The sequence below is a fragment of the Variovorax robiniae genome (genome assembly GCF_037889955.1).
GTDB classification, from domain to species: Bacteria; Pseudomonadota; Gammaproteobacteria; order Burkholderiales; family Burkholderiaceae_C; genus Variovorax; species Variovorax robiniae.
This window is the reverse complement of the sequence record NZ_JBBKZS010000002.1, coordinates 235,157-259,420: the sequence shown is the minus strand read 5'-3', so window position 1 is coordinate 259,420 and position 24,264 is coordinate 235,157. Positions and strand designations below refer to the sequence as shown.

Sequence of the window (24,264 nt, the reverse complement as noted above, 5' to 3'; positions counted from 1 at the left end):
GCGCCCGCCGGGCGCTTCGTTCCGACTCCATGCTGCCTCCCAGAATTCTTCTCATCGACGACCACTCGCTGTTCCGTTGCGGGCTGCGCATGGTGCTCGGCGCCGCCATTCCCGGCCTGGAGGTGACGGAGGCGGCTTCGCTGGAAGAGGCCATGCGCTCGCCCATGGCCGATCCCGCGCTGGTCCTGCTCGACATCCAGTTGCATGGACTCAACGGACTGGAGGGCATCGGCCTGGTCAAGCGCAGGTGGCCGGAGGCCGCGGTGGTCATGCTGTCTTCCGTCGTCTCGCCCCAGAAGGTCCGGGAGGCGATGGAGCGCGGGGCGGTCGCTTTCGTTTCCAAGGCCGATCCGGCGGACAAGATCCTCTCTGTGATCGCCCAGCTCCGGCAGGGCCTGCCGGTCGCTGGCGATGCGTCGCAGGAAGTGGCGCGGGCCGACGAGGAGGGCGCGCAGCAACCGTTGCTGACCCCGCGCCAGAGCGAGGTGCTCGACCTCCTGTGCCAGGGCCTGTCGAACAAGGTCATCGGCCGACGCCTCAACCTGTCGGAAAACACGGTGCGTGGGCACGTGCAGGCGGTGCTGGCGGCCTTGCAGGTGTCGAGCCGGTCCGAGGCCGGCTTTGCCGCGCGGCAACGCGGGATCGTGACCTGATGGGCCAGCGCAGGGCCTTGCCCGAGGACCGCATGCTGGTGGAGCAGTTGCGCCTGCAACTGGGCAACATCGGCAGCTCGGTGATTCCGACACTCGTCGTTGCGGCAGTGCTGGTGGGGGTCCTGCACAACGAAGCGAACGAACTGGCGTTGAGTGCGTGGTGCGCGGCCATCGTCATCTTCAAGCTGTTCCTCGCATGGGACGCCCGGCGCCTGCTCGCGTCGACCATCGACCCGGCCGACGCGCGCAGGCTGCTGTGGCGCAAGGTGGGGCTCAACCTGGTCGACGGCGTGGCCTGGGGCGCGCTGGCCTGGGCGGCGCTGGGCAGCACCACCGTGGCCGGCAGCGTGCTGGTGGTGGCGGTGCTGGCCGGTGTCGCGGGCAGCTCGATGTCATCCCTCGCGCCTATCTTCCCGGCCTTCGTGGCTTTCGGCGTGGCCGAACTGCTGCTGCTCTCCAGCAAGCTTTGGCAGATGGACGACCCGGCCTACAAGACCCTGGCCGGTGCGTCGGTCCTGTACATGGTGGCGCTGCTGGGCCAGGCACGCAACGGCTCGCGTGCCGCGCGCCGCGCCATCGCGCTGGGCTTCGAGAACCTGGACCTGGTCGAGCGTCTGCGTGTCGAGACCGACCACGCGCAGGAAGCGCAGCGCGTGGCCGACGAAGCCAACCTGGCCAAGTCCAGGTTCCTCGCCGCCGCGAGCCACGACCTGCGTCAGCCCATCCATGCCCAGGGCCTGTTCCTCGAGGTGCTGGCGCGCAGCAGGCTCTCGCCCGAGCAGGCCGACGCGCTGGCCAACGCGCGCGCCACCTGGCAGGCCTCGGCGGAGATGCTCGACACGTTGCTGGATTTCTCGCGCCTCGAGGCCGGCGTGGTGGAACCGCAATGGCAGGTGTTTGCGCTGCAGCCCCTGTTCAACAAGATCGAGAACGAACTGGCGCCGCAGGCCGACGCCAAGGGCATCGTCTACCGCTCGCGCGAGACCCATGCGGTGGTGCATGCCGACCCGGCGCTGGTGGGCCTGATCCTGCGCAACCTGGTGTCCAACGCCATCCGCTACACCGAGCAGGGCGGCGTGCTTGTGGCCTGCCGCATGCACGGCGAGGAAGCCGTCCTGGAGGTTTGGGACACCGGTGTCGGCATCGATCCCTCGCAGCACCGCGAGATCTTCCGGGAGTTCCACCAACTCGGCAATGCGGAGCGTGACCGGCGCAAGGGGCTGGGGCTGGGCCTGGCCATCGCGCAGGGACTGGCGCGTGCGCTGGGGCAGGAACTGACGCTCGCGTCCGTACCGGGCCGCGGCAGCGTGTTCCGGTTCAAGCTGCCCCTGCAACGCGGCGGCGTCGTCATCGAGGACGGCAGCGGACGCGATGCGACATCGGCGCGCGCCTCCTTCGATGCGCGCGTGCTGGTCATCGACGACGACGAAACCATTCGCACGGGCATGCGGCAACTGTTGCGTGCCTGGGGTTGCGAGTGCGATGTGGCCGATTCCATCGAGGAGGCGCAGGCGCTCGCACGCGTGCACCGGCCGGACATGGTGATCATCGACTACCGCTTGCGCGAACAACGCAGCGGCGCTGGCGCGGCCGCCGCGTTGCGCGCGGAGTTCGGCGACGACCTGCCGATGCTGCTCATCACCGGCGACACCGCACCCCAGCGGCTGCGCGAGGCGCGTGCCACAGGCGTGCCGCTGCTGCACAAGCCGGTGCTGCCGGCACAGCTTCACCGCGCCATGACGGCGCTGCTGCAGGGGCGCGAACTGGACTCGACATTTGCCTGGTTGCGCTCGGCGGATGGGGAGAGGGTCGAAGCCCCCTGAGCGGCCTTCGGCAACACGACGACGCCGTCGCGATCGAGGCAGATGAAGCTGCCCGGCGTGAACACCGCGCCGCCGAAGCGGACTTCGATGTCGCATTCACCGATACCCGATCCGCCGCCGCGCACGGGCACGGAACCGAGGGCCCACAGGGCCAGGTCCATCGATGCCAGCTTGCCGACATCGCGCACGGCGCCGTTGATCACCAGTCCCTGCCATCCGTTCTGGATGGCGAGGCGCGCCATGTGGTCGCCGAGGATGGCGACGCGTTCGGAGGCACCACCGTCCACGACGAGGATCCGGCCTTCGCCCGGCGTTGCCAGTTGCGCCCGCACCAATGCCGCGTCCTCGAAGGTTCGAAGGCATGCGATGGTGCCGGCGGCCTCGCTGCGTCCGCCCCAGGGCCGCAGGGGCGCGCGGCAGACCTGGGCTTCATCGCCGAATCGATCGCAGAGATCCGCCGTCGCGAAGGCGTTTGGGGTCGCCATGCTCAATCCAGCGTCGCGCCGGACTGCTTCACGAGTTTCTGGTGCTTGACCAACTCGGCCTGGAAGAAGGCCGGGGCCTGGTCCGGGCCCATGTTGAGCACCGTCAGCCCCTGCGCCGCGAGCACGGTCTGCGCCTCGGGCGAGGCGATGGCCGCCTTCACCGCGGCGTAGTCGCTGTCGACGATGGCCTTCGGCAAGCCGGCCGGCCCGATGAGTGCGATCCAGGCATCGAAGCTGTACTTGGGCACGCCGGATTCGGCGAGTGTCGGCACATCGGGCAAGGCGGGCGAGCGTGCTGGCGTCGACACCGCCAGCGCATGCAAGGTGCCGGCCTTCACCTGCGGCGCGACCTGCGAGATCGAGACGAAACCCAACTGCACCTGGCCGCCGATCAGGTCGGTGATGAGGGGGCCGGTGCCGCGGTAGGGCACATGCTTCATGTCGATGCCGGTCTCGCTGGTGAGCAATTCGCCCGCAAGGTGCAGCGTGCTGCCGTTGCCCGCGGAGCCGTAGTTCAGCTTGCCGGGGTTGGCCTTGGCATAGGCGAGCAATTCCTTGACGTTCCTGGCCGGCAAGGATGGGTTGACCACCAGCACCAGCGGCACTGTGGCCAGCACGGCGATGGGCGTGATGTCCTTGAGGCTGTCGTAGGGGATGCTCTTGTAGATGCCGGGATTGATCACGTGGTTCGACGAGATCATGCCGAGCGTGAGGCCGTCCTTCGGCGCCTTGACGACCTGGCCCGTGCCGGGGATGCCGCCGGCGCCGACCACGTTCTCCACCACGATCGGATGGCCCGTGGCCTTGCCGAAGCCGGGCGCGATGGCGCGTGCGACCGCGTCGACGGTGGAGCCGGCGGCCAGCGGCACGACGATGCGCAGCGGCTTGTCGGACTGGGCGTGGGCGCCGCCGAGGCAGGCGAAGGCCAGCAGCGCAGCCAGCGCCGCGCGGCGAGAGGTCGTATTCATGGGAAGTCTCCTGTCGTTGTCGATGAGTTCAGGCGTGCCGCTGCTGCAGGGTCTCGAATGAAACGAGCTCGCCGGCAATGGCGCTAGCGGCCACGGTGGGCGGGCTTGCGAGCCACACCTGGCCCGGTCCGCCGCGGCCGGGGAAGTTGCGGTTGATGGCGCTGACGGTGACCTGTTCCTTCGTCGAGGAACCGCCGGGCCCGCAGTTGCCGCAGGCGCCGCAGGACGGTTGCAACATGCGCGCGCCGACCTTTTCGAAAGCGTCCATGTAGCCCTGCGCGATGCAGTGGTCGCGGACCGCCGTGGTGCCGAACTGAAGGAAGAGTTGTACGTTGGGCGCGATCCTCAGGCCGCGGTCGGCGGCCCAGCGAAGCACCGCGTGATAGTGGTCGAAGTCTTCGCGCTTGCCGGCGGTGCAGGAGCCGCCGTAGGCGATGTCGATGCGCACCGGCTCATTTACGTCGTTGAGCGGCAGGCCGTTGCCGGGATCGCCGGGGCGGGCCACCATCGGCCGCACGGCGGCGCCATCGACCTGGAGGGTCGCGGCATACGCGGCGCCATCGTCGCTGCGCATCCACGGCTCCAGCACGAAGTCAATGCCGCGCCGTTCGCGCAGGAAGCGGACCGTCTCCGCGTCGGGTGCGACGATGCCGGTGAAGCCGCCGAGCTCGGCCGTCATGTTGGTCAGCGTGGCGCGCTCGTCGGTGGACATGGCAATGATGGCCTCGCCGCAGAACTCGAACACCTTTCCGACGCCGCCGCCCGCACGGATGAAAGGCAGGGCCAGCAGGTGCAGCACGATGTCCTTGGCGGTCACGCCAGGCGGCAGGTGCCCGTCGAGCACGATGCGCAGCGACTGGGGGACTGTGAGGCGGACGGCGCCCGTCACGAAGGCGTTGGCCATGTCGGTGGTGCCGACGCCGAAGGCCACGCAGCCCAGCGCGCCGCTGTGTGGCGTGTGCGAGTCGGTGCCGACGACCATCTGGCCCGGCAGCGCATAGTGCTCGGCCACCATGGCATGGGAGATGCCGGCGACGTTGCTGCCGTCGTCCTGGCCAGCTTCCAGCTCGGTGAGCGTGCGGTGCGAGCGCAGGCCGTAGGTGGTGGCGAACTCGCGCTGCGCCTGGACCATGCGGTGCACATTGGGCACCAGGCCGCCGCGCACATGGGCAGGGCTCTCCTCGACATAGGAGGTGTGGTCCTCGAACACGATGATCGACGCGGGATCGTGCAGCGCCAGCGGCCGGCCGAAGGTGGCGTGCAGCATGTGCGCGGCCATGCCGGTGTAGTACTCGTGGATGAAGCGCCAGTCGGCGCGCACGAAGGCGCCGTCGCCAGCAGTTGGATGCGCCGACGTGAGTTCGGTGGCGAGGGCATGGCGCGCCACGATCTTCTCGAACAGCGTGCGTGGCTTGGGGGATGGCGCGTCCGGCGCGGCGCTGATGTCGCGCATGAATCGCTGGCCGAAGCGCAGCAGGCCGCCGTTCTGAAGGATGGCCGCGGCCAGTGCGTCGCGGCCTGCCACCAGGTCGTCGAGGGGGATCGCCTTGCCGGCCTGGATGCGATCGATGAGGCTGAAGTCCGTCGATGTGAAGAGGCCGATGTTGTCGGCGTTCTGGCGGTAGATGCGCTCGAAGCTCTCGGCGATCACGAGGCGGACGCCGGCCAGCTTCTCCGCGGCCGGGCTGTGCTCGCGCGAGGAGCCCTTGCCGTAGCGCTTGCCGGCGACGACGACCTCGATCTTGTTGTTGCGGATCGCGTCGGTGCCGATGGGCGTGGCGTCGCCGGCGCGGAAGCCGGTGTAGGGGTAAAGGCCGAGTTTCTCGTCGTAGTGCGTGAGGATCGGCAGTGGGGTGATCTCGTCGGTGGAGACGTCGTCGCGCAAGGGGCTTGCGTCGCCTAGCAACAGTTGCTCGCCATGCAGGCTGCGCTCGACGACGCTGGCCGACTGGCTCAGGAAGAGGACGCGGGGCGCGAAGCTGATCGCTGGGGTGCTGGCTGGCGAGGTGGCTGGCATGGAGCGATCTTCGCGACGTCAGCCATCGCCGAAAAGCGCCGATTGGGCAGACGGGCTCTCGCAAAATGCGAGAGCTGGGTTTACCCGCCCAGGCTGTCGATCAACGCCGCGACAGCCCGCGGTCGCGGGGACTTGCGCAGCGCATACATGCACAGCTGACGATTGGCCCAGGCTTCGTCGAGCGGCCGGCGCACGAAGCGCGGATTGCCCGCATAGGCGGCCGCCGCGCTCTGCGGAATCACCGCGATCCCAAGCCCGGCCTCGACCATGCGGCAGACCGCATCGAAGCTGCTCACCGACACGGTCGGCGCGAAGGACCGGTGCAGCGCGGCGGCACGCTCGTGCAGCGAGCGATCCAGTGCGCCGCCCTGGTGCACGCCGATGAGCGGATGTTCCAGCGCCTGTGCAAAGCCCAGCGACTTGTGGCGAGCCAGCGCATGGCCGGCGGGCAGCACCACCTGCAAGGGATCGGCCGCGAAGGGCCAGGACTCCAGGCCCGTGGGCACCGGCACGTCGACGCCGATGCCCACGTCGGCCCGGTCATCGAGGCAGGCACGGATCACGTCGCGCGTGTCGTTCTCCTGCAGCGAGACCTCGACCTCCGGGAAATCGGCCATGAAGGCGCGCAAGCGCTCCGGCAGGAAGCCGATCACGGCCGACATGTTGGCGTAGAGCCGCACGGTGCCGCGCACCGCGTCGCCCTGGGTCTGCACCTCGCGCACCATTGCCTGCAAGTCCTCGTCGATCTTCTCGCCGCGCGCCAGCACCATGTGCCCGGCTTCGGTCAGCGTGACGCCGCGCGGTGAGCGGATCAGCAGGGGCGTGCCAAAGGCATGCTCCAGGTCGGCGAGCCGGCGACTCAGTGCGGAAGGGGCGATGTGCTCCTGCTCCGCGGCGCGCACGATCGAGCCCGCCCGCGCGGCGGAAACGAACAAGCGGACGCTGTAGGGATCGATGCGGCGGGCCATCATGGGCGAGAGGAGTGGAGCGCCTATTCTTGCAGCGCCCCGCCCCAACTCACCGGGCCTTTTGCGCCTGCCCCCAGGCCAGCTCCGCCACGCGCTCGAACTTCGACGACAGCGCCACCGCCTCGGCGCTCGACGCCGTGCCGCGCAACACACGCCCGCGGATGCCGTGCAGGATGGCAGCGAAGCGGAACATGTTGAAGGCAACGTAGAAGTCCAGGTCGTCGATGCCTTCGCGCCCCGTGCGCTCGCAATAGTTGCGCACATAGGTCGCCTCGTCCGGCAGCTGCGAGGCCGCCAGGTCCACGCCCATGATGCCGCCCAGGATGTCCGGTGGCATGCGGTACATCATCGCGTGGTAGGCGAAGTCGGCCAGCGGATGGCCCAGCGTGGACAACTCCCAGTCGAGCACCGCGATGACGCGCGGCTCGGTCGGGTGGAACATCAGGTTGTCGATGCGGTAGTCGCCGTGGACGATGGAGGTCTCGTCACCTTCCGGGAGGTGCTTCGGCATCCATTCGACGAGCAGGTCCATTTGCGCGTTGCGGCCCGCGGCCTCGTCCTCGAAGTACTGCTTCGACCACCGCTTGACCTGCCGCTCCACGTACGCACCCGGACGGCCATAGTCACCGAGCCCGATCGCGGCATAGTCCACGCGATGCAGTTGCGCCATCGTCGCGTTCATCGCATCGAAATACGCGGCGCGTTCAGCGGCCGGGAGCTTCGACAGCGTCGCGTCCCAGATGATCCGGCCTTCCATCATTTCCATGACGTAGAACCAGCTGCCGATCACCGCATCGTCCTGGCACAGGCCGTAGATGCGTGGCACCGGAAAGCCTGCGCCGTGCAGCGCGTTCATCACGCAGGCCTCCCGCTCGACCGCATGCGCGCCCTTGAGCAAGTGCCCCGAAGGCTTGCGCCGCAGCACGTAGTTGCGCGTCGGCGTCGTGAGCTTGAAGGTCGGGTTCGACTGGCCGCCGGCAAAGCGCTCGGCCGTGATCGGGCCTTCGAAGCCTTCGACGTTGGCCGTCATCCATTGCGCCAGGCCCTCGCCCGTCAGTTCCTGCTGCAGAGACACCTTGCTCATCCGTTTCCCTTTCCCAGCGCATCGCGCTTGATCTTCTTGGCCAGCGACCACTTGTGCACCTCGGTCGGGCCGTCGTAAATCCGAAAGGCGCGCACCTCGCGGAACACCTGCTCCACGATGCTGTCGCGCGTGACGCCCGTGCCGCCCATGACCTGCACGCAGCGGTCGGCGATGCGGAACAAGAGGTCCGACACCGCCACCTTGGTCATCGAGCTTTCCGTCGTGCCCAGCGAGCCCGAGTCGAGCACCGTCGCGCACCAGTCGATCATCAGTTCTGCCTGCTTCAGGTCGATCATGTTTTCAGCGAGCATGAAGCCGACGCCCTCGTGGTCGACCAGCAGCTTGCCGAAGGCCTTGCGACGCACGGCATAGGCGGTGGCGATCTCCTGCGAGCGCACCGCGGCGCCGAGCCAGCGCATGCAGTGCGACAGGCGCGCCGGGGACAGCCGCACCTGCGCATAGCGAAAGCCTTCGTCCACCTGCCCGAGCACCTGGTCGTCGGCGACTTTCAGGTTGTCGATGAGGACCACCGCATGGCCGCCGGGCATCGAGCTGTCGATGGTGTCGAGCACGCGTTCGACGCGGATCGCCGGATCGGGCAGGTCGACCAGGAACATGGTCGCGGTGGTCTTGTCGCCGGTGCTGGTGCGCGCCATGACGATGCCCACCGATGCGCCCACCGCGCCGGTGATGAAGGCCTTGCGGCCGTTGATGAGCCAGCCGTCGCCGTCGCGCACGGCCGTGGTCTGCAGCATCGATGGGTCGGAGCCCGCGCCGCCTTCGTCGGCCGGCTCGGTCATGAAGAAGGCGGACCGCGCCTCGCCGCTGACCACCTTGGCGAGGAAGCGCTCTTTCTGCGCCGGCGACGCGACCTTGCCGAGCAGGAACATGTTGCCCTCGTCGGGCGCGGCCGTGTTCACGGCCGTGGGGCCCAGCGTCGAGAGACCACTGAAGCGCAGCACATGCGCCGTCTCCAGTTGCGTCAGGTGGTCGCCGCCGTCGAGGATGTGCGGCGTGAGCACGCCGGCCTCGCGGGCCTTGGCGCGCAGCTCCTTGACCAGGTCTTCGCTCGGGCCGTGCGGCCCGCAACGTGGGTCGCGCTCGTACGGAATCACGACATCGCGGACGAAGGCCTCGACGCGCTTGCCGATGGCGTGGGCGCGCTCTGTCGGGAGATGGCCGATGTTGGAGGGTGGCTGGGTCGTCATGAGGTGGGCTCCGCGCTGCGCGCCGTGATGCGGGCGCTCATTCTTCCACTCCTTCGTTGCGCTCCTTCAGCCACTTCGCAATCGAAGGCGCCAGCACCTTCTGCGCCTTGCCACCCACGAAGGTCCCGATGTGCCCGCCGGGCACCGACAACTCGCTGTAGTCGTCCGTGCCGAACTCGTCCCCCATGTCGCTGGAGCAGCAGGTCGGCACGACCACGTCGTCCTGCGCATAGACATTCAGCACCGGCATGCGGATGTTGTTCATGTCCACGCGCCGGCCACCGAGCATCAGCTCGCCGCGGATCAGCTTGTTCTCCTGGTAGAGGTCCTTGAACCATTGGCGCAGCACCTCGCCGGGGTGCCCCGGCCGGTCCGCGATCCAGCGCTCCATGTGCAGGAAGCCGAGCATCTTGTCCTCGTCGTCGAGGATGTCGACCAGCTCGGTCGTGTACTTCGTCATGTTAAGCACCGGGCTCATCATGAGGAAGGACAGGCCGACCGATGCACCCGGCGCCACGCCAGTGGTTTCCACCATCAGGTCGATGTCTTCCGGCTGCACCGCACGGGCCCAGAGGTTCATGTAGCCGGAGCCCGGCTCGGGCGGCAGGTCCTTGTCGCCGTGGAAGTCGAGCGGCGTCACCGTGATGACGAGGTTCTTGATCTTTTCCGGGAACAGCGCCGCGTAGCAGGTGCAGAAGACGCCTCCCTGGCATACGCCGAGCAGGTTGATCTGGTCGACACCGTGGCGCTCACGGATCACGTCGACGCAATCGTCCAGGTAGCCGGAGACGTAGTCGTCGATGGTGAGCCAGCGCTGCGCACGCGTGGGATGGCCCCAGTCGATGACGTAGACATCGAGCCCCTCCGCGAGCAGCTTGCGCACGAAGGAACGTTCCGGCTCCAGGTCGATCATCTGGTAGCGGCCGACCAGCGCGTAGGCCAGCAGGATCGGCGGACCCACGGGCTTGTCGACGGTGGGGCGGTAGCGGTAGAGACGCACGGTGTCCTGGCGCCAGACCTCGTCCTTGGGCGTGGTCGCGATGGCCAGCTGGTCCTCGGTGTAGGAGGCCAGGCGCTGGCTGCCGCGCGTGATGTTCTCGCTGACGCGTTGCAGTTCGCGCATCACGCCTTCGGGGGTGAGGCTGATCGGCAGCGTGGCGGTTTTCGTGTCGGTCATGCTTTCTTGCCCTTTGAAGTGGTGATGCGCTTGGCAGCGGCGGGAATGGATCGCGTGCGCTTGGCCGCGGGCTTTGGCTTGGGAGCGGCAAGCGCCGCGCTGGCGGGCGTGTCGACCGTCGCTGGCAAGGGCTTGCGCAGGCGGCGAACCTGCCGCTTGAGTTCCTGGATCTCGCGGTAGGCGTCGTCGACTTCCGCGCGGGTCGGAATGTTCAGCGCCTCGCTGGCGATGGCGACGATGCGCTGTTTCTGCTGCCGGGTGCGCGCACGTGCCCGCACCAGTTCGGCGGTGGCTGCGAGCGCATCCGGCCCCTGCATTGCGCCGTGCATGGCCTGGTCGAGCGCGCGCGCCCACAGCCGCACCAGCTTCAGCAGCGAGTCGACGGACTCGCCGCGCTCGCCCATCTCGCGCAGGTCCTTCAGCAACATGTCGTTGCCCTTGGCCAAAGCTGCGACGACGATGCTCATGTATTGCGCCTGTGCCTGCTGCTTGTCGAGTGAAGCAGCCGCGAGTTCGCGCGCCGCACCCTGGATTTCACGCGACGGCGCGAGGCCGAAGGCATCGGCCAGGCCGCCATAGGCGCGCTCCAGGTTGAGCGACAAGGGTGCCAGCGCGTGGTTGAACATCTCCATGGGCGCGCCGATGAGGCCCACGCCGTCGGTCAACAAGGTCTTGGCGGTCCCGAGGCCCGGCGCCATCGCACTCAGCGCATCCGAGACACTCTGCATCTGCCGGCGCAACATGTCCTGCAGCGAGATGAAGGCCTCGCCCGGGTTCGGGTTGGCCAGCAGCGCCTGGAAGTAGCCCTGATACAGCGGCCCGATGAGTTGCTGCGTGAGTTGCAGCGCCTGCGCCACCTGGCCGACCGGAAAGGGCAGCCCGTTCGCAGCAGCGTCTGCAGCGGCGCTGCCGTTGGGCTTGGCGAGCCCTGCCAGGTTGGCGATCTGGTCGCGCCACCATTCGAAGAGCTGGCCGGCGCCGTTGCGGGGTGCGTTGTCCGTGTCGACAGTCATGTGTGTCTTTCTTGTGCAGTGATCAGAGCGAACTGACGAGGTGCCCGCCGTCCACCGCGAGGATCGCGCCGGTCATGTGGGAGCCCGCGGGGCTGGACAGCAGCAGCAGCGGCCCGTCCAGGTTTTCGAGTTGGCCGAAGCGGCGTGTCGGGATGCGCGCGCGCAACTTCTCGCCGGCCTCGCTCTGGAGGAAGTCGCGGTTCAGGTCGGTGACGACATACCCCGGCAGGATTGCGTTGACGCGGACGTCGTAGCGGGCCAGTTCGAGCGCCATCGCCTTGGTCGCCTGCACCACGCCGGCCTTGGAGATCGCATAGGGCGCGACGCCACCTGCCACGCGCTCGCCGAGGATGGACGCGATGTTGATGATGCTGCCGCCCTTCTTCGCCGCGACCATGCGGCGCGCCGCTTCCTGCGCGACCATCCAGCCGCCCTTGAGGTTGGTGCCGACCACGGCGTCCCAGTCCTCCTCGGTGTGCTGCAGGATCGACTTGGTGACGGTGACGCCCGCGTTGTTGACCACGATGTCGGCCGGCCCACCGCAGGCGCGCTCGAGTTCGTCGAAGCAGGCGACGATGCTGGCGCCGCTGGTCACGTCCAGGCTCAGCGCCGTGCATTGGCCGCCCAGCGCCTGCACCTCTTCGACGAGGGCGCCGAGCTTGTCGGCCCGCCGTGCGACGACAACGACTTCGGCCCCGGCCTTCGCCAGCGTGAGTGCGAAGCGGCGGCCGAGTCCACTCGATGCGCCGGTCACCAGCGCGCGCTGGCCGTCGACGCGGAACATGTTTTCGATGTGGGGTTGGGTGGTCATATCAGGGCTGCCTGTTCGCGCAGGATGTTCTTCTGGACTTTGCCGGTCGCCGTCTTCGGCAGTTCGCCGAACACCACGTTCTTCGGGCACTTGAAGCCGGCCAGGCTGGCACGGCACCACTTGATGATTTCGTCTGCGCTCACCTCGCCCGCATCGGCGCGCAGGGTGACGAAGGCGCAAGGCGTCTCGCCCCATTTCTCGTCGGGCTTGGCGACCACGGCCGCATCCATGACCTTGGGATGGCGGTAGAGCACTTCCTCCACTTCCAGCGTCGAGATGTTCTCGCCGCCGGAGATGATGATGTCCTTCAACCGGTCCTTGATCTCGATGTAGCCGTCGGGGTGCATCACGGCCAGGTCGCCGGAGCGGAACCAGCCGCCCTTGAAGGCTTCCTCGGTGGCCGTGGGGTTGTTCAGGTAGCCCTTCATCACCGTGTTGCCGCGGATCGCGATCTCGCCGACCGTCCTGCCGTCGGCCGGTGCACGCGCGCCGGTGTCGATGTCGAGCACGGCGATCTCCTGCTGCGTCGGCATCGCGACGCCCTGGCGTGCCATCTTGCCGGCGCGCGCGGTCAGGTCGAGGTCGTCCCAGTCGTGCTGCCAGGCGCACAGCGTGGCGGGGCCGTAGGTCTCGGTCAGGCCATAGAGGTGCGTGATCTTGAAGCCGATGCGTTCCATCGCCTCGATCACCGCGCTCGGTGGCGCGGCGCCGCCGGTCGCGACTTCCACGCGATGGTCGTAGCGCTCCTTCGGCAGGGCCGGCGAATGCAGCAGCATGTTGAGCACGATCGGCGCCGCGCACATGTGCGTGATGCGTTCGCTGCCGATGAGTTGGAAGATCTGCGCCGGGTCGACCGTGCGCAGGCACACGTGGGTGCCGCCGACCAGCGTCACGGCCCAGGTGTAGGTCCAGCCGTTGCAGTGGAACATCGGCAGGGTCCAGAGGTACGCCGTGTCCGCTGTCAGGCCGAAGGCCAGCGCGTTGCCCATGGCATTGAGGTACGCGCCTCGGTGGTGGTACATCACGCCCTTGGGGTCACCGGTCGTGCCCGAGGTGTAGTTGAGCGCGATGGACTGCCACTCATCTTCCGGCAGCTTCCATTCGAAATCGGCGTCGCCCTGCGCGAGGAAATCCTCGTAGCTGAGCGTGCCGACCGCCATCGAAGCGCCATGCCCGTCCTTGCCCGTCGCGGTGTCGACGATGTCGATCACCAGCGGCGGCGATTCCAGTCCCTGCAGCGCCTCGCGCATCGGCTTGAAGTAGTCGCGGTCCGCGATCAGCACCTTGGCCTGGCTGTGCTTCAGGCCGAAGCCGATCGCCGGGCCGTCGAGCCGCGTGTTGATGGTGTTGAGGATGGCGCCCGCCATCGGCACGCCGTAGTGCGCCTCCAGCAGCGCCGGCACGTTGGGCGCCATGATCGCCACCGTGTCGCCGAGGCCGACGCCGGCCTTGGTCAGCGCCGATGCAAAGCGCTTGCAGCGCGCATACAGCTCGGCATAGGTGATGCGCCAGTCGCCATGCACCACCGCCGTCTTGTTCGGGTAGACCTTGGCGGCGCGTTCGAGGAAGCTCAGTGGCGAGAGGGGGACGTAGTTCGCCTCGCGACGGGGCAGGCCGTCGTCTTTTGTGGGGGTGGTCATGCGTTATTCCCCGGACGCGTCGATGTCCAGCACGACCAGGAAGCGCGACACCATGTTGTAGCCCGCGATGGTCCCCATCAGCTCGACCAACTGTTGCTCGCCGAACAGCACGCGCGCCTTCTCGATGATCTCCTTGCGCACCTTGACCTGGCGCGTCATGTCCAGCGTCAGCCGCAGGGCGATGCGCTCGTGCTCGTTGAAGAGGGCCGTGTCGTAGCAGGCGGCGGTGACGTCATCCAGCGCGTCGAGCTGCGCTTGCGTGCCGTTGGCGGCCAGGAATTCCGGCGCATGCTGGATCCATTCGTAGTCCGCGTTGTTGAGTCGTGCGACGGCACAAATCGCCAACTCGTTGATGTGACGCGGCACCTGCAACTGGTTGCGAATCGCAGCGAACATCGAATTCCAGCCACGGGCGAAGGCCGGAGAGTGCAGCAGCATGCGGTCCAGGTTGAGCAACTTGCCGCTGGCGCGGCGGTTGCGGATGGTCGAGACCAGTTCGGCGATCTCGGGATCGTCGACGTTGCAGTAATCGATGTTCGGCACAGGGTGTCTCCTGGTATTGGTTTCGTGAATGTTCAGATGTCGAAGAAGACGGTTTCACCGTCGCCTTGCAGGCGGATGTCGAAGCGGTAGACCACTTGGCCGTCGCGCGTCTCGCGCTGCGCGATCAGGGTCTTGCGGCGCACTTCCCATTCAATGAGGTTGAGCACCGGGTCCTTGGCATTGGCCTCGGCCTCGTCGCTGAAGTAGAGGCGCGTGTGCAGCCCCAGGTTGATGCCGCGCGCAACGATCCACAGCGCGATGTGCGGCGCCATCGGCCGGCCCTTGCGGCCCTCCACCACGCCGGGCTTGATCGTCTCGATGGTGTAGACGCCGGTGTCGAAGTCGCTGCACGAGCGCCCCCAGCCGCGGAACGATGGGTCGGGCGACTTGCCGGGCTGCTTGTCGGCGGGATGGTTGTACGCGCCATCGGCATTGGCCTGCCAGGACTCGATCAGCACGTCGCGCACGGGCGTGCCGGAGCCGTCGTACACGATGCCCTCGATGCGGATGCGTTCGCCCTTGGTCTCCGGCGTCGTCAGCACGTTGCCGAAGTTCTTCTCGAAGATGTCGAAGCCGGCCTGGTTGGGCGCGAGGCCGATGTGGACGTACGGGCCGGCGGTCTGCGAGGCGGTCTCGCGCAGGAGTTTGGTGGTGTTCATGCCTTGGCTCCTTGCACGAAGTTCTCGAACAGCGTGGCCCGGTGGCCGCGCAGGGTGATGTCGAACCGGTAGGCGCGGCTGTCCAGTGGCACGAAGGCGCTGGTGTCCTGCATCGCGATCAGGCCGCGGATCTGTTCCTCGCTGGGCACGATGCCCAGGATCGGGCAGGCCCAGATCAACGGATCACCTTCGAAGTACATCTGCGTGATGAGCCGCTGCACCCAGCCGTCGCCCGAGATCGCGTAGTGGATGTGCGCAGGGCGCCAGTCGTTGACCCGGTTGCGCCATGGATAGGGGCCTGGGCGGATCGTGCGGTAGGCGTAGTAGCCGTTCTCGTCGGTCAGCATGCGTCCGCAACCGCCGAAGTTGGGGTCCATCGCGCCGATGTACTGGTCCTTCTTGTGGCGGTACCGGCCGCTCGCATTGGCCTGCCAGACCTCGACCAGCGCATTGCGCACCGGCCGGCCGAACTGGTCACGCACATAGCCGTGCACCACGATGCGCTCGCCGATGGGCAGGCCATCCTTGGAGGCATTCATGATCAGGTCGTTGTCGAGCGGGCCGAGTTCCTCGGGGCGGAACACCGGCGCGGTCACTTCGGTCAGCGACTGCTGCAGCGAGATCAGTGCGTTGCGCGGGCTGCGCAGCACGCTGGTCTTGTAGGCCGGGGCATAGGCCGCGGGATGCGATGCGGTGTCGCGCATCATGAATTCATCGCCGGGTGCGGCGGCATGCGTCATCTCTGTCTCCTTGATGTGGTCGAGGTGATGAGCGCGTCAGGCCTTGCCGCCCGCGATCGCCTGCTCCCGCAGCCGGTCGTATTCGTCCTTGGGCACGGGGATCGCGTTGGGGTTGCCCAGGTCGTTCATGTGGACGCGGTAGGTTTCGCGGGCAGTCCAGGCGGCGATCGCGGCGACGGCGCAGATGGCCAGGGTGATGCAGCCGATCGTGACCGGGATGTTGGTCGCGCCGGGAGGCGCCACGGCGACGAACAGGGCCGGCAGCAGCGCGCTCACGGCGGTGCCGAGGTTCTGCGAGATGGCCATGCCGGAGACGCGGGTGCGGGTCGGGAACATCTCGGGGTAGAAGCTCGGGAACACGGCGTTGTAGCCCTGGTAGACCACGCCCCACATCAGCAGCGAGAAGACGATCGCCAGCGTCACGTTGTGGATGCTGATGGCGTAGAGGTAGCCGAAGGAGAGCAGGCCCGCCAGCAGCGCGCCGACGATGATCGGAATGCGGCGGCCGATCTTGTCGGACAGGTTGCCGACGAAGGGGATCACGATCACGGCCAGGATGTTGCCCATCACCGGGATCCAGAGGTAGACGTCCTTCTCGAAGCCGATGCCGTAGCCCGGTTGCACCGCGTAGGCCGCGCCGAAGATCGTTGCCACCACAGGGATGACGTTCATCAGCGAGCACAGCATCACGCGGATCATGTCGCGCCAGCTTTCGGTGACGGCCTGGATGACGGGCGCCTTGGGCACTTCGCCATGCGCGCCTTCTTCAGTGAAGGCGGGGGTCTCGTCGACTTCCTTGCGGATGATGTAGCCGGCGATGATGACCACGAAGCTCAGCAGGAATGGAATGCGCCAGCCCCAGCTGTTGAAGGCGTCCTTGTCCATGTAGTGCGCGAGCGGCAGGAACACCGCGGCCGCCATGATCTGGCCGGCCTGCACGCCTTGCAGGGTGAAGCTGGCGAAGAAGCCGCGTCGCCCGAAGGGCGCGTGCTCCAGGATCATCGAGCTGGCGCCGGAGATTTCACCGGCCACCGCGAAGCCCTGGATCAGCCGCAGCACCACCAGCAGCGCCGGTGCCCAGAGGCCGACCTGCGCATAGGTCGGCAGCAGGCCGACGGCGATGGTCGAGAAGCCCATCAGGAACATGCAGACGATCAGCACCATCTTGCGGCCATGGGTGTCCCCCCAGTGGCCGAGCACGAAGGCGCCGATGGGGCGGGCGATGTAGCCCACGCCGTAGGTGGCCAGCGACGCGATGATCGCGACCTTGGGGTCGGTGTTCGGAAAGAAGATCTGCGGGAAGATCAGCGACGCCGCGGTCGCATAGATGAAGAAGTCGTAGTACTCGAGCGCCGAGCCGATCCAGCCGCTGGCCGTGGCCTTTTTGGTCTGGTGCCTTGCTTGGGGCTCGTGGGAAGAGGTGCTTGCCATCGTTGTCTCCGGTTGAGGTTGTTGAACTCTTTTGGGGGGCGCCCCGTAAGGTATTCAACCGGCCCTCCGGTCGCAATGAATGCTTTGGCGGCAGCGGCGTTCATCGACCGCCCTGCGCGATGAACGAACGTTTTAATGGTTTCTACTAGGGTTTTCGCTGGACTCGGGCCATGGCCGGCGCTGGGATTTCGGTCGATTTGCGGTCGAATTACCGGTTTTGAGGCGCACGGAAACCTTCTGGACACGATCCGGCGGTCTGGCGTGGTGCAGAGCAGGCAATCCAGCACCGCCGGCCCACGGTGGCGCGAGTCGGTGATTGCGAATGAAGGGTTGCCGCGAGCGGAGTTGGGTCCGCCGCGAGCGGGGGGGGGGCGGGCATTGCGCCCGCAGCGTTCATTTTTCCAGGAGCGCCGGCCCTCAAGCGCCCAGGAAATCCTTCAAGGCGAACAGCGTCTGCTCCGGCGCCTCGGTCATCAACGCATGGCCCGCCGGAACGGTGACCACCTTCGCCCCGCGCGCCTTCGCCGTCAGCAATTTGGCGGCGCGCGGCGGTGTCATCTGGTCCGACTCCCCGAGCACGAACAGCACCGGGCAGCTCACCGCCGCCATCGCCGCCTCGCCGTTCGCGTAGTCGTTGCAGGCCTTGAAGCCGATGTGGAACACGTTCGCCTCGCGGTTGCTCGCGAGCACCCGCCGCATCAGTGCGCGCGAGCCGCCCTGCAGCCAGGTGCCGGGCCCGAGCGAGGAGGGCGGCGGCGCCAGCAGTGAATGCGAGAAGGTGTTGACCATGTCGATGGCACGCTGCGGTGCGTTGATCGCGCCGTCCAGCAAGGCCGGCGACACCGTCATCGGAAACGCGGTGCCGACCAGCGCCAGGTGCGACACGCGCTGCGGCGCCCGTGCCGCCGTCTCCAGCGCGATCAGCGAGCCGAAGCTGTGCCCGACCAGCGCGGCCTTGTCGATGCCCGCCGCATCGAGCAGCGCCAGCACGAATCCGGCTGCCTCTTCCACGCTCGCCGGTGGCTTGCCCTCGCTGCGGCAATGGCCCGGCAGGTCGACCGCCAGCACGTTCCAGCCGTGGTTGGCGAACCATCGGCTTTGCAGGATCCACACGCTGTGGTCGTTGAGCACGCCGTGGATGAACACGACGGTGGGCTTGCCGGCGTCGAAGGACTTGCCGCCGGTGTAGCAGTAGGTGGTGTGGCCGTTGACGGTGTAGTTCATGTCACGCCTTCTCCGCGGCCTTGAGTGCGCGCTTCAGGTCATCGATGAGATCGGCAGGGTCCTCCAGCCCGATCGACAAGCGGATCGTCCCCTGCGAGATCCCCGCACCCGCCAGCGCCTCGTCCGTCATCCGGAAATGCGTCGTGCTGGCCGGATGGATCACGAGGCTGCGGCAGTCGCCCACGTTCGCCAGAAGGCTGAACAGCTTCAGCGCCTCGATGAATTTCTTGCCCTGTTCGCGCGTGCCCTTGAGGTCGAAGCTGAACACCGCGCCCGCGCCCTTGGCCCCATGGCGCAGCAGCTTGCTCGCCAGCGCATGGCTCGGATGCGACTCGATCAGCGGATGCCCGACGTGCGACACGAAGGGATGCGAAGCCAGGAACTCGACCACCTTCTGCGTGTTGTCGATGTGCCGCTCCATGCGCAGCGGCAGCGTCTCGATGCCCTGCAGGATCAGCCAGGCCGTGTGCGGGCTCATCGACGCGCCGAAGTCGCGCAGCCCTTCGCGCCGCGCGCGCAGCAGGAAGGCGCCGACCGTGCTTTCCTCGCTGAACACCATGTTGTGGAAGCCGTCATAGGCCTGGGTCAACTCGGCGAACTTGCCCGAGCGCTCCCAGTCGAAGCTGCCGCCATCGACCACCACGCCGCCGATCACCGTGCCGTGGCCGGACAGGAACTTGGTCGCCGAGTGATAGACCAGGTCCGCGCCCCAGTCGAAGGGCTTGATGAGGTAGGGCGAGGTCAATGTCGAATCGACCAGAAGCGGCACGCCGGCCGCATGCGCGATGTCGCTCACGGCGGGGATGTCGAGCACGTCCAGCCCCGGATTGCCGACCGTCTCGCCGAACAGCAGCTTCGTCTCCGGCCGGATCGCCGCGCGCCAGCCGTCCAGGTCGCCGGGCTTGACGAAGGTGGTCGAGATGCCGAAGCGCCGCATCGTGTAGTGCAGCAGGTTCTGCGAGCCGCCATAGAGCGCGGTGCTGGCCACGATGTGCGAGCCGGCGCCCATCAGCGTCGCGATGCTCAGGTGCAGCGCGGCCTGTCCGCTGGCCGTGGCGATGGCGCCGATGCCACCTTCCAGTGCGGCCACGCGTTGCTCCAGCACCGCGTTGGTCGGGTTGCTGATGCGGCTGTAGACATGGCCGGCGCGCTCCAGGTTGAACAGCGCCGCCGCATGGTCGCTCGACTCGAAGACGAAGGAGGTGGTCAGGTGGATCGGCACGGCGCGTGCGCCGGTGGCGGGGTCGGGCGCGGCGCCGGCATGCAGCGCGAGCGTGTCGAAACCGGGATCGGAATAGCCTGGCATGAGGGTCTTTGGTTGGGGCGGGAAATCGGCATGGCCCGACGACCCCTGCGATGAAGCGGTGGGCCATGCGGGCTGCGGGACGGCCGATGATTGTGGGCTATATTCAATTCGCAATCGCCATCGCCCAGCAGAGGAAAAACCACCATGAAAGTCAGCGACATCCTGCGCGTCAAGGGCAGCACGCTCTTCACCGTCACGCCCGACGAGTCGTTATCGGTGGCAGTCACCACGATGGCCGAGAAGGACATCGGCTCGCTGGTCGTCATGGAGCATGGCGACCTGGTGGGGATGCTCACCTTCCGCGAGGTGATCCAGGCCATCGTGGCCAATGGCGGAACCGTCGGCACGACGCTGGTGCGCAAGGCGATGGACGACCATCCCGTGACCTGCACCATGGAAACCGAACTCGACGAGATCCGCCGCATCATGCTCGAGCAGCATGCGCGCTACATGCCCGTGATGGACCAGCGCATGCTGATGGGCGTGATCAGCTTCTACGACGTGGCCAAGGCGGTCGTCGACAGCCAGAACTTCGAGAACAAGATGCTCAAGGCCTACATCCGCGACTGGCCAGCGGAAGACGCGTCCGGCAGCAACTGATACGACTTCGCCTTCAACCGCATAACTGCGTTGGATCGCCTTGCCGTGCTACAGCACTGTCTGCGGCGCTCCGCCTTGTTCTGCGATTGAATGCAAAGCCGTATGAGCCGGCTGGGTCGTCGGAGACTCGAAGCCGCCGATCCTGTCACGCCCCTTCGCAAGCACTGCCGCGCTCCGGGCGCGAGGCGATGGCAGCCTGAACTTGCCCGCGCACTTGTGGCAGGCACAGTCGGTGGCCACCGACAGCCACATTCCGCCATCGGTGGCGCGCACCGAAATCAGGTCGTTGCACAGCGGGCAGGTCTGGCTCACACCACCGGAGCGGCCGTATTGGGCGATGGCGCGTGCGCTGGCGTCTTCGCAGGCGATTTCCCAGGCGGCCTCGGGCATGGCGGCCTGTTGCTGGAGCTTCTCGGTGTCGGGGCCGGCGAAGCGTGCCAGCAGGGGATAGGCGGACCACACGAGCAGCAACGCCGCCACGTAGCCCATGGCACTCGACGGGTCCAGGTCGCCGGAGCTGCCGCCGACATACCGGTGATACGCGTTCCACCCCACCAGCAGCAGGCCGCTCATCACGGCGCGGCCCAGGGTCTTGGCGATGACTTCAAGCATGGCGGACTGCTCCGTTCAGCCCTGGTCCTTGATGTTGCGCGCCACCCGTTGCGCCAGGCCCTGGATGCCGGCGTCGAGGCTGGCGACGACCTCCGCCGGGCGGTCCACCAGCGATGCGAAGTCAGGGAAGCGGAAGCGCTCGGGCGCGGGCACGCTCCACGAGGCCTCGCCACGCGCATCTGCGCCGTAGTAGATCGACTCCTCATACAGCGAGCCGACATCGCCGCGGCCGACCAGGTTCGCGCTGATGTTGACGCGCGGCTGATAGAAGCTGGACAGCCGGGCGGAATCCATCCCCGTGTCGCCGAAGTAGACGTGCAGGACCGGATCGGTGCCGGGCAGCTTGTCGATGTCGAGCGTATAGGGGTCTTTCGGCTGGTAGCCGAGCACGTCGGCGTCATAGCCTTCGCGGCGCAGATGCTCGACCAGCGCGGCCGTGAGCTTCGGGCCCATGGCCTGGCGCTCGGCGACCATCTTCTCCTCGAAGATGTTGCTCTTGATGCGGTTGGCGACGGCCGATGGAATGGCGGCGAAGCCCAGGACCCAGTTGTTGTAGGTCCAGAAGCGGTCCGGCGGCAAAACCGGCATCACGAGAATCTTCCTGACCACCGGCCGCGGCGCCTCGGGCATGGAGCTGCGCGAGCAGCCCGTCAACGCAACGGCGCCAAGCGCTGCGGCAGCGGCCGACAGCACGAACCTTCTTGTCGAACTCATCTCGTTTTCTTCCCTGAATACGTCCCTGGAGCGGCGATGCTATCGAGGAAGAAGAGGGTTGTGGCACCGTCGCTTGGCAATTGTTCACGGCTGAGACACATTAAGGTGTGAATGTTTCTCGATGGCCGTGCGTGATTTGGAAACTGCCAAATAAGTCACCGGCTGTGGCGCGCGCGACGGCACCCTGTTGTCGCGCGTCAGGCCATCCAGTCCTCCACCCGCAGCGTCGCGACCGGTCCTGTGGCCATCGGATGGGTATGCAGCGCTTGCACCACCCGATCCATGTCGGACTGCTTCACCACATCAGTCAGCACCAGTATCTGGGCGCACACGTCGGGCTGCACGGTGGCGACCTCGACGCGGCGCACGGGCACCTGAAGCGTGGCCAGCAACGCTTCCACGGCGTCGGCTTGATCGACATCAGACACGGGTACCCGGAGGTAGTACGCACCACGCACGTCAGTACGCCGGATGACCGGCAGGTCGCGCACCGCATGCGCCTGGAAGCCGAGGTGCGGCACGCGTTGCGCCGCAAGGGTACCGTCCAGCCGCGCGACGTCCACCAGGTCGGCGATGACCGCGGAGGCGGTCTGCTCGGAGCCGGCGCCCGCACCGTAGTACATCGTGAGGCCTGCCGCATCGCCCTTGACCATGACGCCGTTCATCGAACCGTGCACCTGCGCCAGCATGTGCGTGGCCGGCAGCAGTGCGGGCTGCACGCGCAACTCCACGCCGTGCGCGTGCCGGCGTGCGATGCCCAGCAACTTGACGCTGAAGCCCAGTTGCCCGGCGCAGGCCACGTCCAGGCGCGAGAGCGAGGTGATGCCCTCGACCTGCGCGTCGGCAAACCGGATCGGCATGCCGAAGGCGTTGGCGGCCAGCAGTGCGAGCTTGTGCGCGGCATCGGTGCCTTCGACGTCGAAGGCGGGATCGGCCTCCGCATAGCCCAGCGCCTGGGCTTCGGCGAGCGCGGTCTCGAAGTCCAGCGCCTCGTCGCGCATCTTCGAGAGGATGAAGTTGCTGGTGCCGTTGATGATGCCGGCGACCCATTCGATGCGGTTCGCGGCCAGTCCTTCGCGCAGCGCCTTGACGATGGGGATGCTCACAGCCACCGCGCCTTCGTAGGCGACGGCCACGCCTTGCTGGTGCGCGGCCTCGAGGATTTCCGCGCCGTGCACGGCCAGCAATGCCTTGTTGGCCGTGACGACGTGCTTGCCATGCGCGATGGCCGCCAGCACCCAGTCGCGCGCGGGGCCGGTGCCGCCGGCGACTTCGACGACCACGTCCACGTCGGGATGGCTGGCCACCCGCAGCGGATCGTCGGTGAGTTCAACGCGTTCGCCCACGATCTCCGCCGCCCGGCCCAGGTTGCGCGCCGCAACGATCACGATCTCGATGCCGCGCCCGGCACGCGCGAGGATCTCGCCCTGGTTGCGGCGCAGCACGCGGAAGGTGCCGGCACCGACGGTGCCGATGCCGATCATGCCCACGCGAAGGGGGCGAAGGCTGGCCGGCGATGGATGCTCGGACTGGAAGGACTGGACGGGATCGCGATACATGGACTTCTCCTGGCAAATACAAAAAAACCCGGCTGCCAGAGCTGGGTTTCTTGGGATCGCTGGAGAAGCGGAAGAGACACCAGGTGGCTGCCGAAGCGGCCACCTGCGCGTGCTCAGGTGGCCGCGGCGGTCATGGTGGTAATCATTCGTGCATCCACTGCGCGCGGGAAGGCGCGCGGCATCGCATGGCCTGCGTGGGCGGGGCTGGATGCGAGGGGGAGTGGATGGGACGGCATGAGGGGGCTAGTCTAATGCAGGTTGCGCCGGCCTCGTTGCACGCTTTCGTCAAACCTGCGGTACAACCCAGGGAATCAACCACGCGCACCCGGCAAGGAACAACGTATGACGATCTTTCAATTCAACTTGCCCGACGCCCTGGCCCAGCGCGCGCGCAGCGAAGGACTCCTGTCCGATGCGGGCATCCAGCGCCTGCTGGAAGAGGCCATGCGCCGTCAGGCCGGGCGCCGGCTGATGCAGGTGGCGGAGCGCCTGCACGCCGCCGGCATCGAGCCGATGAGCGAAGAAGAGATCGAGGCCGAGATCCAGGCCAGTCGCGCCGAGCGCCGTGCCCGCCAGGCTGAACAGCCCAAGCCGCCGCACGACAAGCAGTGAAGCTCGTCCTGGACACCAACATCGTTGTTTCCGCGCTGATCTGGGGAGGAGAGCCCTACAAGCTGATCCGTGCAGCCACCGAGGGGGACATCGAGCTGTATACATCTCCCGCGCTGCTGGCCGAGCTTTTGGACGTGCTCGGCCGCGGACACCTGGCCTCGCGACTTGCCGCGCAACGGTCCTCGGTCGAGCAAGCGATCAAGCTCTATGGTGATCTGGCCATCAACGTCTCGCCCTTGGCCACACCCCGCGCGGTTCCCGGCGACCCCGACGACGATCACGTCATCGCGGCAGCCTTGGCCGGCCTGGCCGACCTGATCGTCAGTGGCGACCGACATTTGCTGAGCATGAGCCGTTACCAGGGAATCGACATCGTGAGGGTGGGGGAGGCCCTGGGGCGCATCGCCCACGCATAGT

The 24,264-nt window shown here is 67.3% G+C and carries 24 protein-coding genes; 5 read left to right on the top strand and 19 right to left on the bottom strand.

Annotated features, from left to right (window positions below; translation table 11 throughout):
- The first annotated feature begins 29 nt into the window (after nt 1-29).
- Together WKW79_RS05385 and WKW79_RS05380 are read left to right on the top strand one after the other, a co-directional pair.
- Nucleotides 30-653, top strand: coding sequence for a response regulator (locus WKW79_RS05385; protein WP_340334084.1), 624 nt, complete (start codon nt 30-32; stop codon nt 651-653).
- Complete coding sequence (locus WKW79_RS05380; protein WP_340334083.1) at nt 653-2,476, top strand: ATP-binding response regulator; 1,824 nt, start codon at nt 653-655, stop codon at nt 2,474-2,476. The genes WKW79_RS05385 and WKW79_RS05380 overlap by 1 nt, the downstream gene beginning before the upstream one ends.
- Here WKW79_RS05380 and rraA read toward each other — a convergent pair.
- From rraA to WKW79_RS05300, 16 genes are all read right to left on the bottom strand, one after another.
- Nucleotides 2,380-2,961 carry a ribonuclease E activity regulator RraA gene (gene rraA, locus WKW79_RS05375; protein WP_340334082.1) on the bottom strand — a complete coding sequence of 194 codons (582 nt, stop codon included), beginning with the start codon at nt 2,959-2,961 and terminating at the stop codon, nt 2,380-2,382. The two genes, WKW79_RS05380 and rraA, sit on opposite strands and share 97 nt — an antisense overlap.
- A 2-nt stretch (nt 2,962-2,963) precedes the next feature.
- Nucleotides 2,964-3,929 carry a Bug family tripartite tricarboxylate transporter substrate binding protein gene (locus WKW79_RS05370; RefSeq protein ID WP_340334081.1) on the bottom strand — a complete coding sequence of 322 codons (966 nt, stop codon included), beginning with the start codon at nt 3,927-3,929 and terminating at the stop codon, nt 2,964-2,966.
- 28 nt (nt 3,930-3,957) lie between these two features.
- Entirely contained in the window at nt 3,958-5,946 is a 1,989-nt protein-coding gene (locus tag WKW79_RS05365; protein WP_340334080.1) for an aconitase family protein, read from the bottom strand.
- Between the two features lie 80 nt (nt 5,947-6,026).
- The gene (locus WKW79_RS05360; protein ID WP_340334618.1) at nt 6,027-6,914 is read right to left on the bottom strand and encodes a LysR substrate-binding domain-containing protein; all 888 of its coding nucleotides are present in this window, start codon (nt 6,912-6,914) and stop codon (nt 6,027-6,029) included.
- Nucleotides 6,915-6,963: 49 nt separating this feature from the next.
- Nucleotides 6,964-7,998, bottom strand: a complete 1,035-nt coding sequence (locus tag WKW79_RS05355) for a phosphotransferase family protein (RefSeq protein WP_340334079.1) — start codon at nt 7,996-7,998, stop codon at nt 6,964-6,966.
- A complete protein-coding gene (locus WKW79_RS05350; RefSeq protein WP_340334078.1) occupies nt 7,995-9,206 on the bottom strand; it encodes an acyl-CoA dehydrogenase family protein in 1,212 nt (403 codons plus the stop codon). Before WKW79_RS05350 ends, WKW79_RS05355 begins: the two co-directional genes overlap by 4 nt.
- Before the next feature lie 37 nt (nt 9,207-9,243).
- On the bottom strand, nt 9,244-10,383 hold the full coding sequence (gene phaC, locus WKW79_RS05345) for a class III poly(R)-hydroxyalkanoic acid synthase subunit PhaC (protein WP_340334077.1): 1,140 nt from the start codon (nt 10,381-10,383) through the stop codon (nt 9,244-9,246).
- Entirely contained in the window at nt 10,380-11,396 is a 1,017-nt protein-coding gene (locus WKW79_RS05340) for a poly(R)-hydroxyalkanoic acid synthase subunit PhaE (protein ID WP_340334076.1), read from the bottom strand. Before WKW79_RS05340 ends, phaC begins: the two co-directional genes overlap by 4 nt.
- 22 nt (nt 11,397-11,418) lie before the next feature.
- Entirely contained in the window at nt 11,419-12,207 is a 789-nt protein-coding gene (locus WKW79_RS05335) for an SDR family NAD(P)-dependent oxidoreductase (RefSeq protein WP_340334075.1), read from the bottom strand.
- Nucleotides 12,204-13,847 (bottom strand): acyl-CoA synthetase, encoded by a 1,644-nt coding sequence (locus WKW79_RS05330; RefSeq protein ID WP_340334074.1) that lies wholly within the window; start codon nt 13,845-13,847, stop codon nt 12,204-12,206. Before WKW79_RS05330 ends, WKW79_RS05335 begins: the two co-directional genes overlap by 4 nt.
- A gap of 3 nt (nt 13,848-13,850) precedes the next feature.
- Nucleotides 13,851-14,390: a carboxymuconolactone decarboxylase family protein gene (locus WKW79_RS05325; protein WP_340334073.1), complete on the bottom strand. Its 540-nt coding sequence runs from the start codon at nt 14,388-14,390 to the stop codon at nt 13,851-13,853.
- A 32-nt stretch (nt 14,391-14,422) separates the two neighbouring features.
- Nucleotides 14,423-15,049 carry a protocatechuate 3,4-dioxygenase subunit alpha gene (gene pcaG / locus WKW79_RS05320; RefSeq protein WP_340334072.1) on the bottom strand — a complete coding sequence of 209 codons (627 nt, stop codon included), beginning with the start codon at nt 15,047-15,049 and terminating at the stop codon, nt 14,423-14,425.
- Entirely contained in the window at nt 15,046-15,789 is a 744-nt protein-coding gene (gene pcaH, locus WKW79_RS05315; RefSeq protein WP_340334071.1) for a protocatechuate 3,4-dioxygenase subunit beta, read from the bottom strand. Before pcaH ends, pcaG begins: the two co-directional genes overlap by 4 nt.
- A gap of 36 nt (nt 15,790-15,825) precedes the next feature.
- Nucleotides 15,826-17,220, bottom strand: a complete 1,395-nt coding sequence (locus tag WKW79_RS05310) for an MFS transporter (protein WP_340334070.1) — start codon at nt 17,218-17,220, stop codon at nt 15,826-15,828.
- A gap of 417 nt (nt 17,221-17,637) precedes the next feature.
- Nucleotides 17,638-18,444: an alpha/beta fold hydrolase gene (locus WKW79_RS05305; protein WP_340334069.1), complete on the bottom strand. Its 807-nt coding sequence runs from the start codon at nt 18,442-18,444 to the stop codon at nt 17,638-17,640.
- A 1-nt stretch (nt 18,445) separates the two neighbouring features.
- Nucleotides 18,446-19,750, bottom strand: coding sequence for an O-acetylhomoserine aminocarboxypropyltransferase (locus WKW79_RS05300; protein ID WP_340334068.1), 1,305 nt, complete (start codon nt 19,748-19,750; stop codon nt 18,446-18,448).
- Between the two features lie 144 nt (nt 19,751-19,894).
- Between WKW79_RS05300 and WKW79_RS05295 the strand changes: the two genes are divergently transcribed.
- A complete protein-coding gene (locus tag WKW79_RS05295; protein WP_340334067.1) occupies nt 19,895-20,350 on the top strand; it encodes a CBS domain-containing protein in 456 nt (151 codons plus the stop codon).
- Between the two features lie 48 nt (nt 20,351-20,398).
- Here WKW79_RS05295 and WKW79_RS05290 read toward each other — a convergent pair whose 3' ends face one another.
- The 3 genes from WKW79_RS05290 to WKW79_RS05280 all read right to left on the bottom strand — a co-directional run bounded on the left by WKW79_RS05290 (nt 20,399) and on the right by WKW79_RS05280 (nt 23,235).
- Complete coding sequence (locus tag WKW79_RS05290; RefSeq protein WP_340334066.1) at nt 20,399-20,962, bottom strand: hypothetical protein; 564 nt, start codon at nt 20,960-20,962, stop codon at nt 20,399-20,401.
- A 15-nt stretch (nt 20,963-20,977) separates the two neighbouring features.
- Nucleotides 20,978-21,676, bottom strand: a complete 699-nt coding sequence (locus WKW79_RS05285) for a hypothetical protein (RefSeq protein WP_340334065.1) — start codon at nt 21,674-21,676, stop codon at nt 20,978-20,980.
- A gap of 197 nt (nt 21,677-21,873) precedes the next feature.
- Nucleotides 21,874-23,235 carry a homoserine dehydrogenase gene (locus tag WKW79_RS05280; RefSeq protein ID WP_340334064.1) on the bottom strand — a complete coding sequence of 454 codons (1,362 nt, stop codon included), beginning with the start codon at nt 23,233-23,235 and terminating at the stop codon, nt 21,874-21,876.
- Nucleotides 23,236-23,577: 342 nt separating this feature from the next.
- Here WKW79_RS05280 and WKW79_RS05275 point away from each other — a divergent pair, with 342 nt between their 5' ends.
- Both WKW79_RS05275 and WKW79_RS05270 read left to right on the top strand, forming a co-directional pair.
- Nucleotides 23,578-23,847 (top strand): hypothetical protein, encoded by a 270-nt coding sequence (locus WKW79_RS05275; protein ID WP_340334063.1) that lies wholly within the window; start codon nt 23,578-23,580, stop codon nt 23,845-23,847.
- Nucleotides 23,844-24,263 (top strand): putative toxin-antitoxin system toxin component, PIN family, encoded by a 420-nt coding sequence (locus WKW79_RS05270; protein ID WP_340334062.1) that lies wholly within the window; start codon nt 23,844-23,846, stop codon nt 24,261-24,263. Before WKW79_RS05275 ends, WKW79_RS05270 begins: the two co-directional genes overlap by 4 nt.
- Nucleotide 24,264 lies beyond the last annotated feature (1 nt).

Excerpts from the sequence above, each read along its gene's own strand:
- WKW79_RS05350 (WP_340334078.1), bottom strand. The coding sequence starts at position 9,206 with ATGACGACCCAGCCACCCTCCAACATCGGCCATCTCCCGACAGAGCGC.
- WKW79_RS05295 (WP_340334067.1), top strand. The coding sequence starts at position 19,895 with ATGAAAGTCAGCGACATCCTGCGCGTCAAGGGCAGCACGCTCTTCACC.
- pcaH (WP_340334071.1), bottom strand. The coding sequence starts at position 15,789 with ATGACGCATGCCGCCGCACCCGGCGATGAATTCATGATGCGCGACACC.
- WKW79_RS05385 (WP_340334084.1), top strand. The coding sequence starts at position 30 with ATGCTGCCTCCCAGAATTCTTCTCATCGACGACCACTCGCTGTTCCGT.
- WKW79_RS05275 (WP_340334063.1), top strand. The coding sequence starts at position 23,578 with ATGACGATCTTTCAATTCAACTTGCCCGACGCCCTGGCCCAGCGCGCG.
- WKW79_RS05285 (WP_340334065.1), bottom strand. The coding sequence starts at position 21,676 with ATGAGTTCGACAAGAAGGTTCGTGCTGTCGGCCGCTGCCGCAGCGCTT.
- WKW79_RS05380 (WP_340334083.1), top strand. The coding sequence starts at position 653 with ATGGGCCAGCGCAGGGCCTTGCCCGAGGACCGCATGCTGGTGGAGCAG.
- pcaG (WP_340334072.1), bottom strand. The coding sequence starts at position 15,049 with ATGAACACCACCAAACTCCTGCGCGAGACCGCCTCGCAGACCGCCGGC.
- WKW79_RS05355 (WP_340334079.1), bottom strand. The coding sequence starts at position 7,998 with ATGAGCAAGGTGTCTCTGCAGCAGGAACTGACGGGCGAGGGCCTGGCG.
- rraA (WP_340334082.1), bottom strand. The coding sequence starts at position 2,961 with ATGGCGACCCCAAACGCCTTCGCGACGGCGGATCTCTGCGATCGATTC.
- WKW79_RS05300 (WP_340334068.1), bottom strand. The coding sequence starts at position 19,750 with ATGCCAGGCTATTCCGATCCCGGTTTCGACACGCTCGCGCTGCATGCC.
- WKW79_RS05365 (WP_340334080.1), bottom strand. The coding sequence starts at position 5,946 with ATGCCAGCCACCTCGCCAGCCAGCACCCCAGCGATCAGCTTCGCGCCC.
- WKW79_RS05335 (WP_340334075.1), bottom strand. The coding sequence starts at position 12,207 with ATGACCACCCAACCCCACATCGAAAACATGTTCCGCGTCGACGGCCAG.
- WKW79_RS05340 (WP_340334076.1), bottom strand. The coding sequence starts at position 11,396 with ATGACTGTCGACACGGACAACGCACCCCGCAACGGCGCCGGCCAGCTC.
- WKW79_RS05280 (WP_340334064.1), bottom strand. The coding sequence starts at position 23,235 with ATGTATCGCGATCCCGTCCAGTCCTTCCAGTCCGAGCATCCATCGCCG.
- WKW79_RS05360 (WP_340334618.1), bottom strand. The coding sequence starts at position 6,914 with ATGGCCCGCCGCATCGATCCCTACAGCGTCCGCTTGTTCGTTTCCGCC.
- phaC (WP_340334077.1), bottom strand. The coding sequence starts at position 10,383 with ATGACCGACACGAAAACCGCCACGCTGCCGATCAGCCTCACCCCCGAA.
- WKW79_RS05370 (WP_340334081.1), bottom strand. The coding sequence starts at position 3,929 with ATGAATACGACCTCTCGCCGCGCGGCGCTGGCTGCGCTGCTGGCCTTC.
- WKW79_RS05290 (WP_340334066.1), bottom strand. The coding sequence starts at position 20,962 with ATGCTTGAAGTCATCGCCAAGACCCTGGGCCGCGCCGTGATGAGCGGC.
- WKW79_RS05305 (WP_340334069.1), bottom strand. The coding sequence starts at position 18,444 with ATGAACTACACCGTCAACGGCCACACCACCTACTGCTACACCGGCGGC.
- WKW79_RS05310 (WP_340334070.1), bottom strand. The coding sequence starts at position 17,220 with ATGGCAAGCACCTCTTCCCACGAGCCCCAAGCAAGGCACCAGACCAAA.
- WKW79_RS05330 (WP_340334074.1), bottom strand. The coding sequence starts at position 13,847 with ATGACCACCCCCACAAAAGACGACGGCCTGCCCCGTCGCGAGGCGAAC.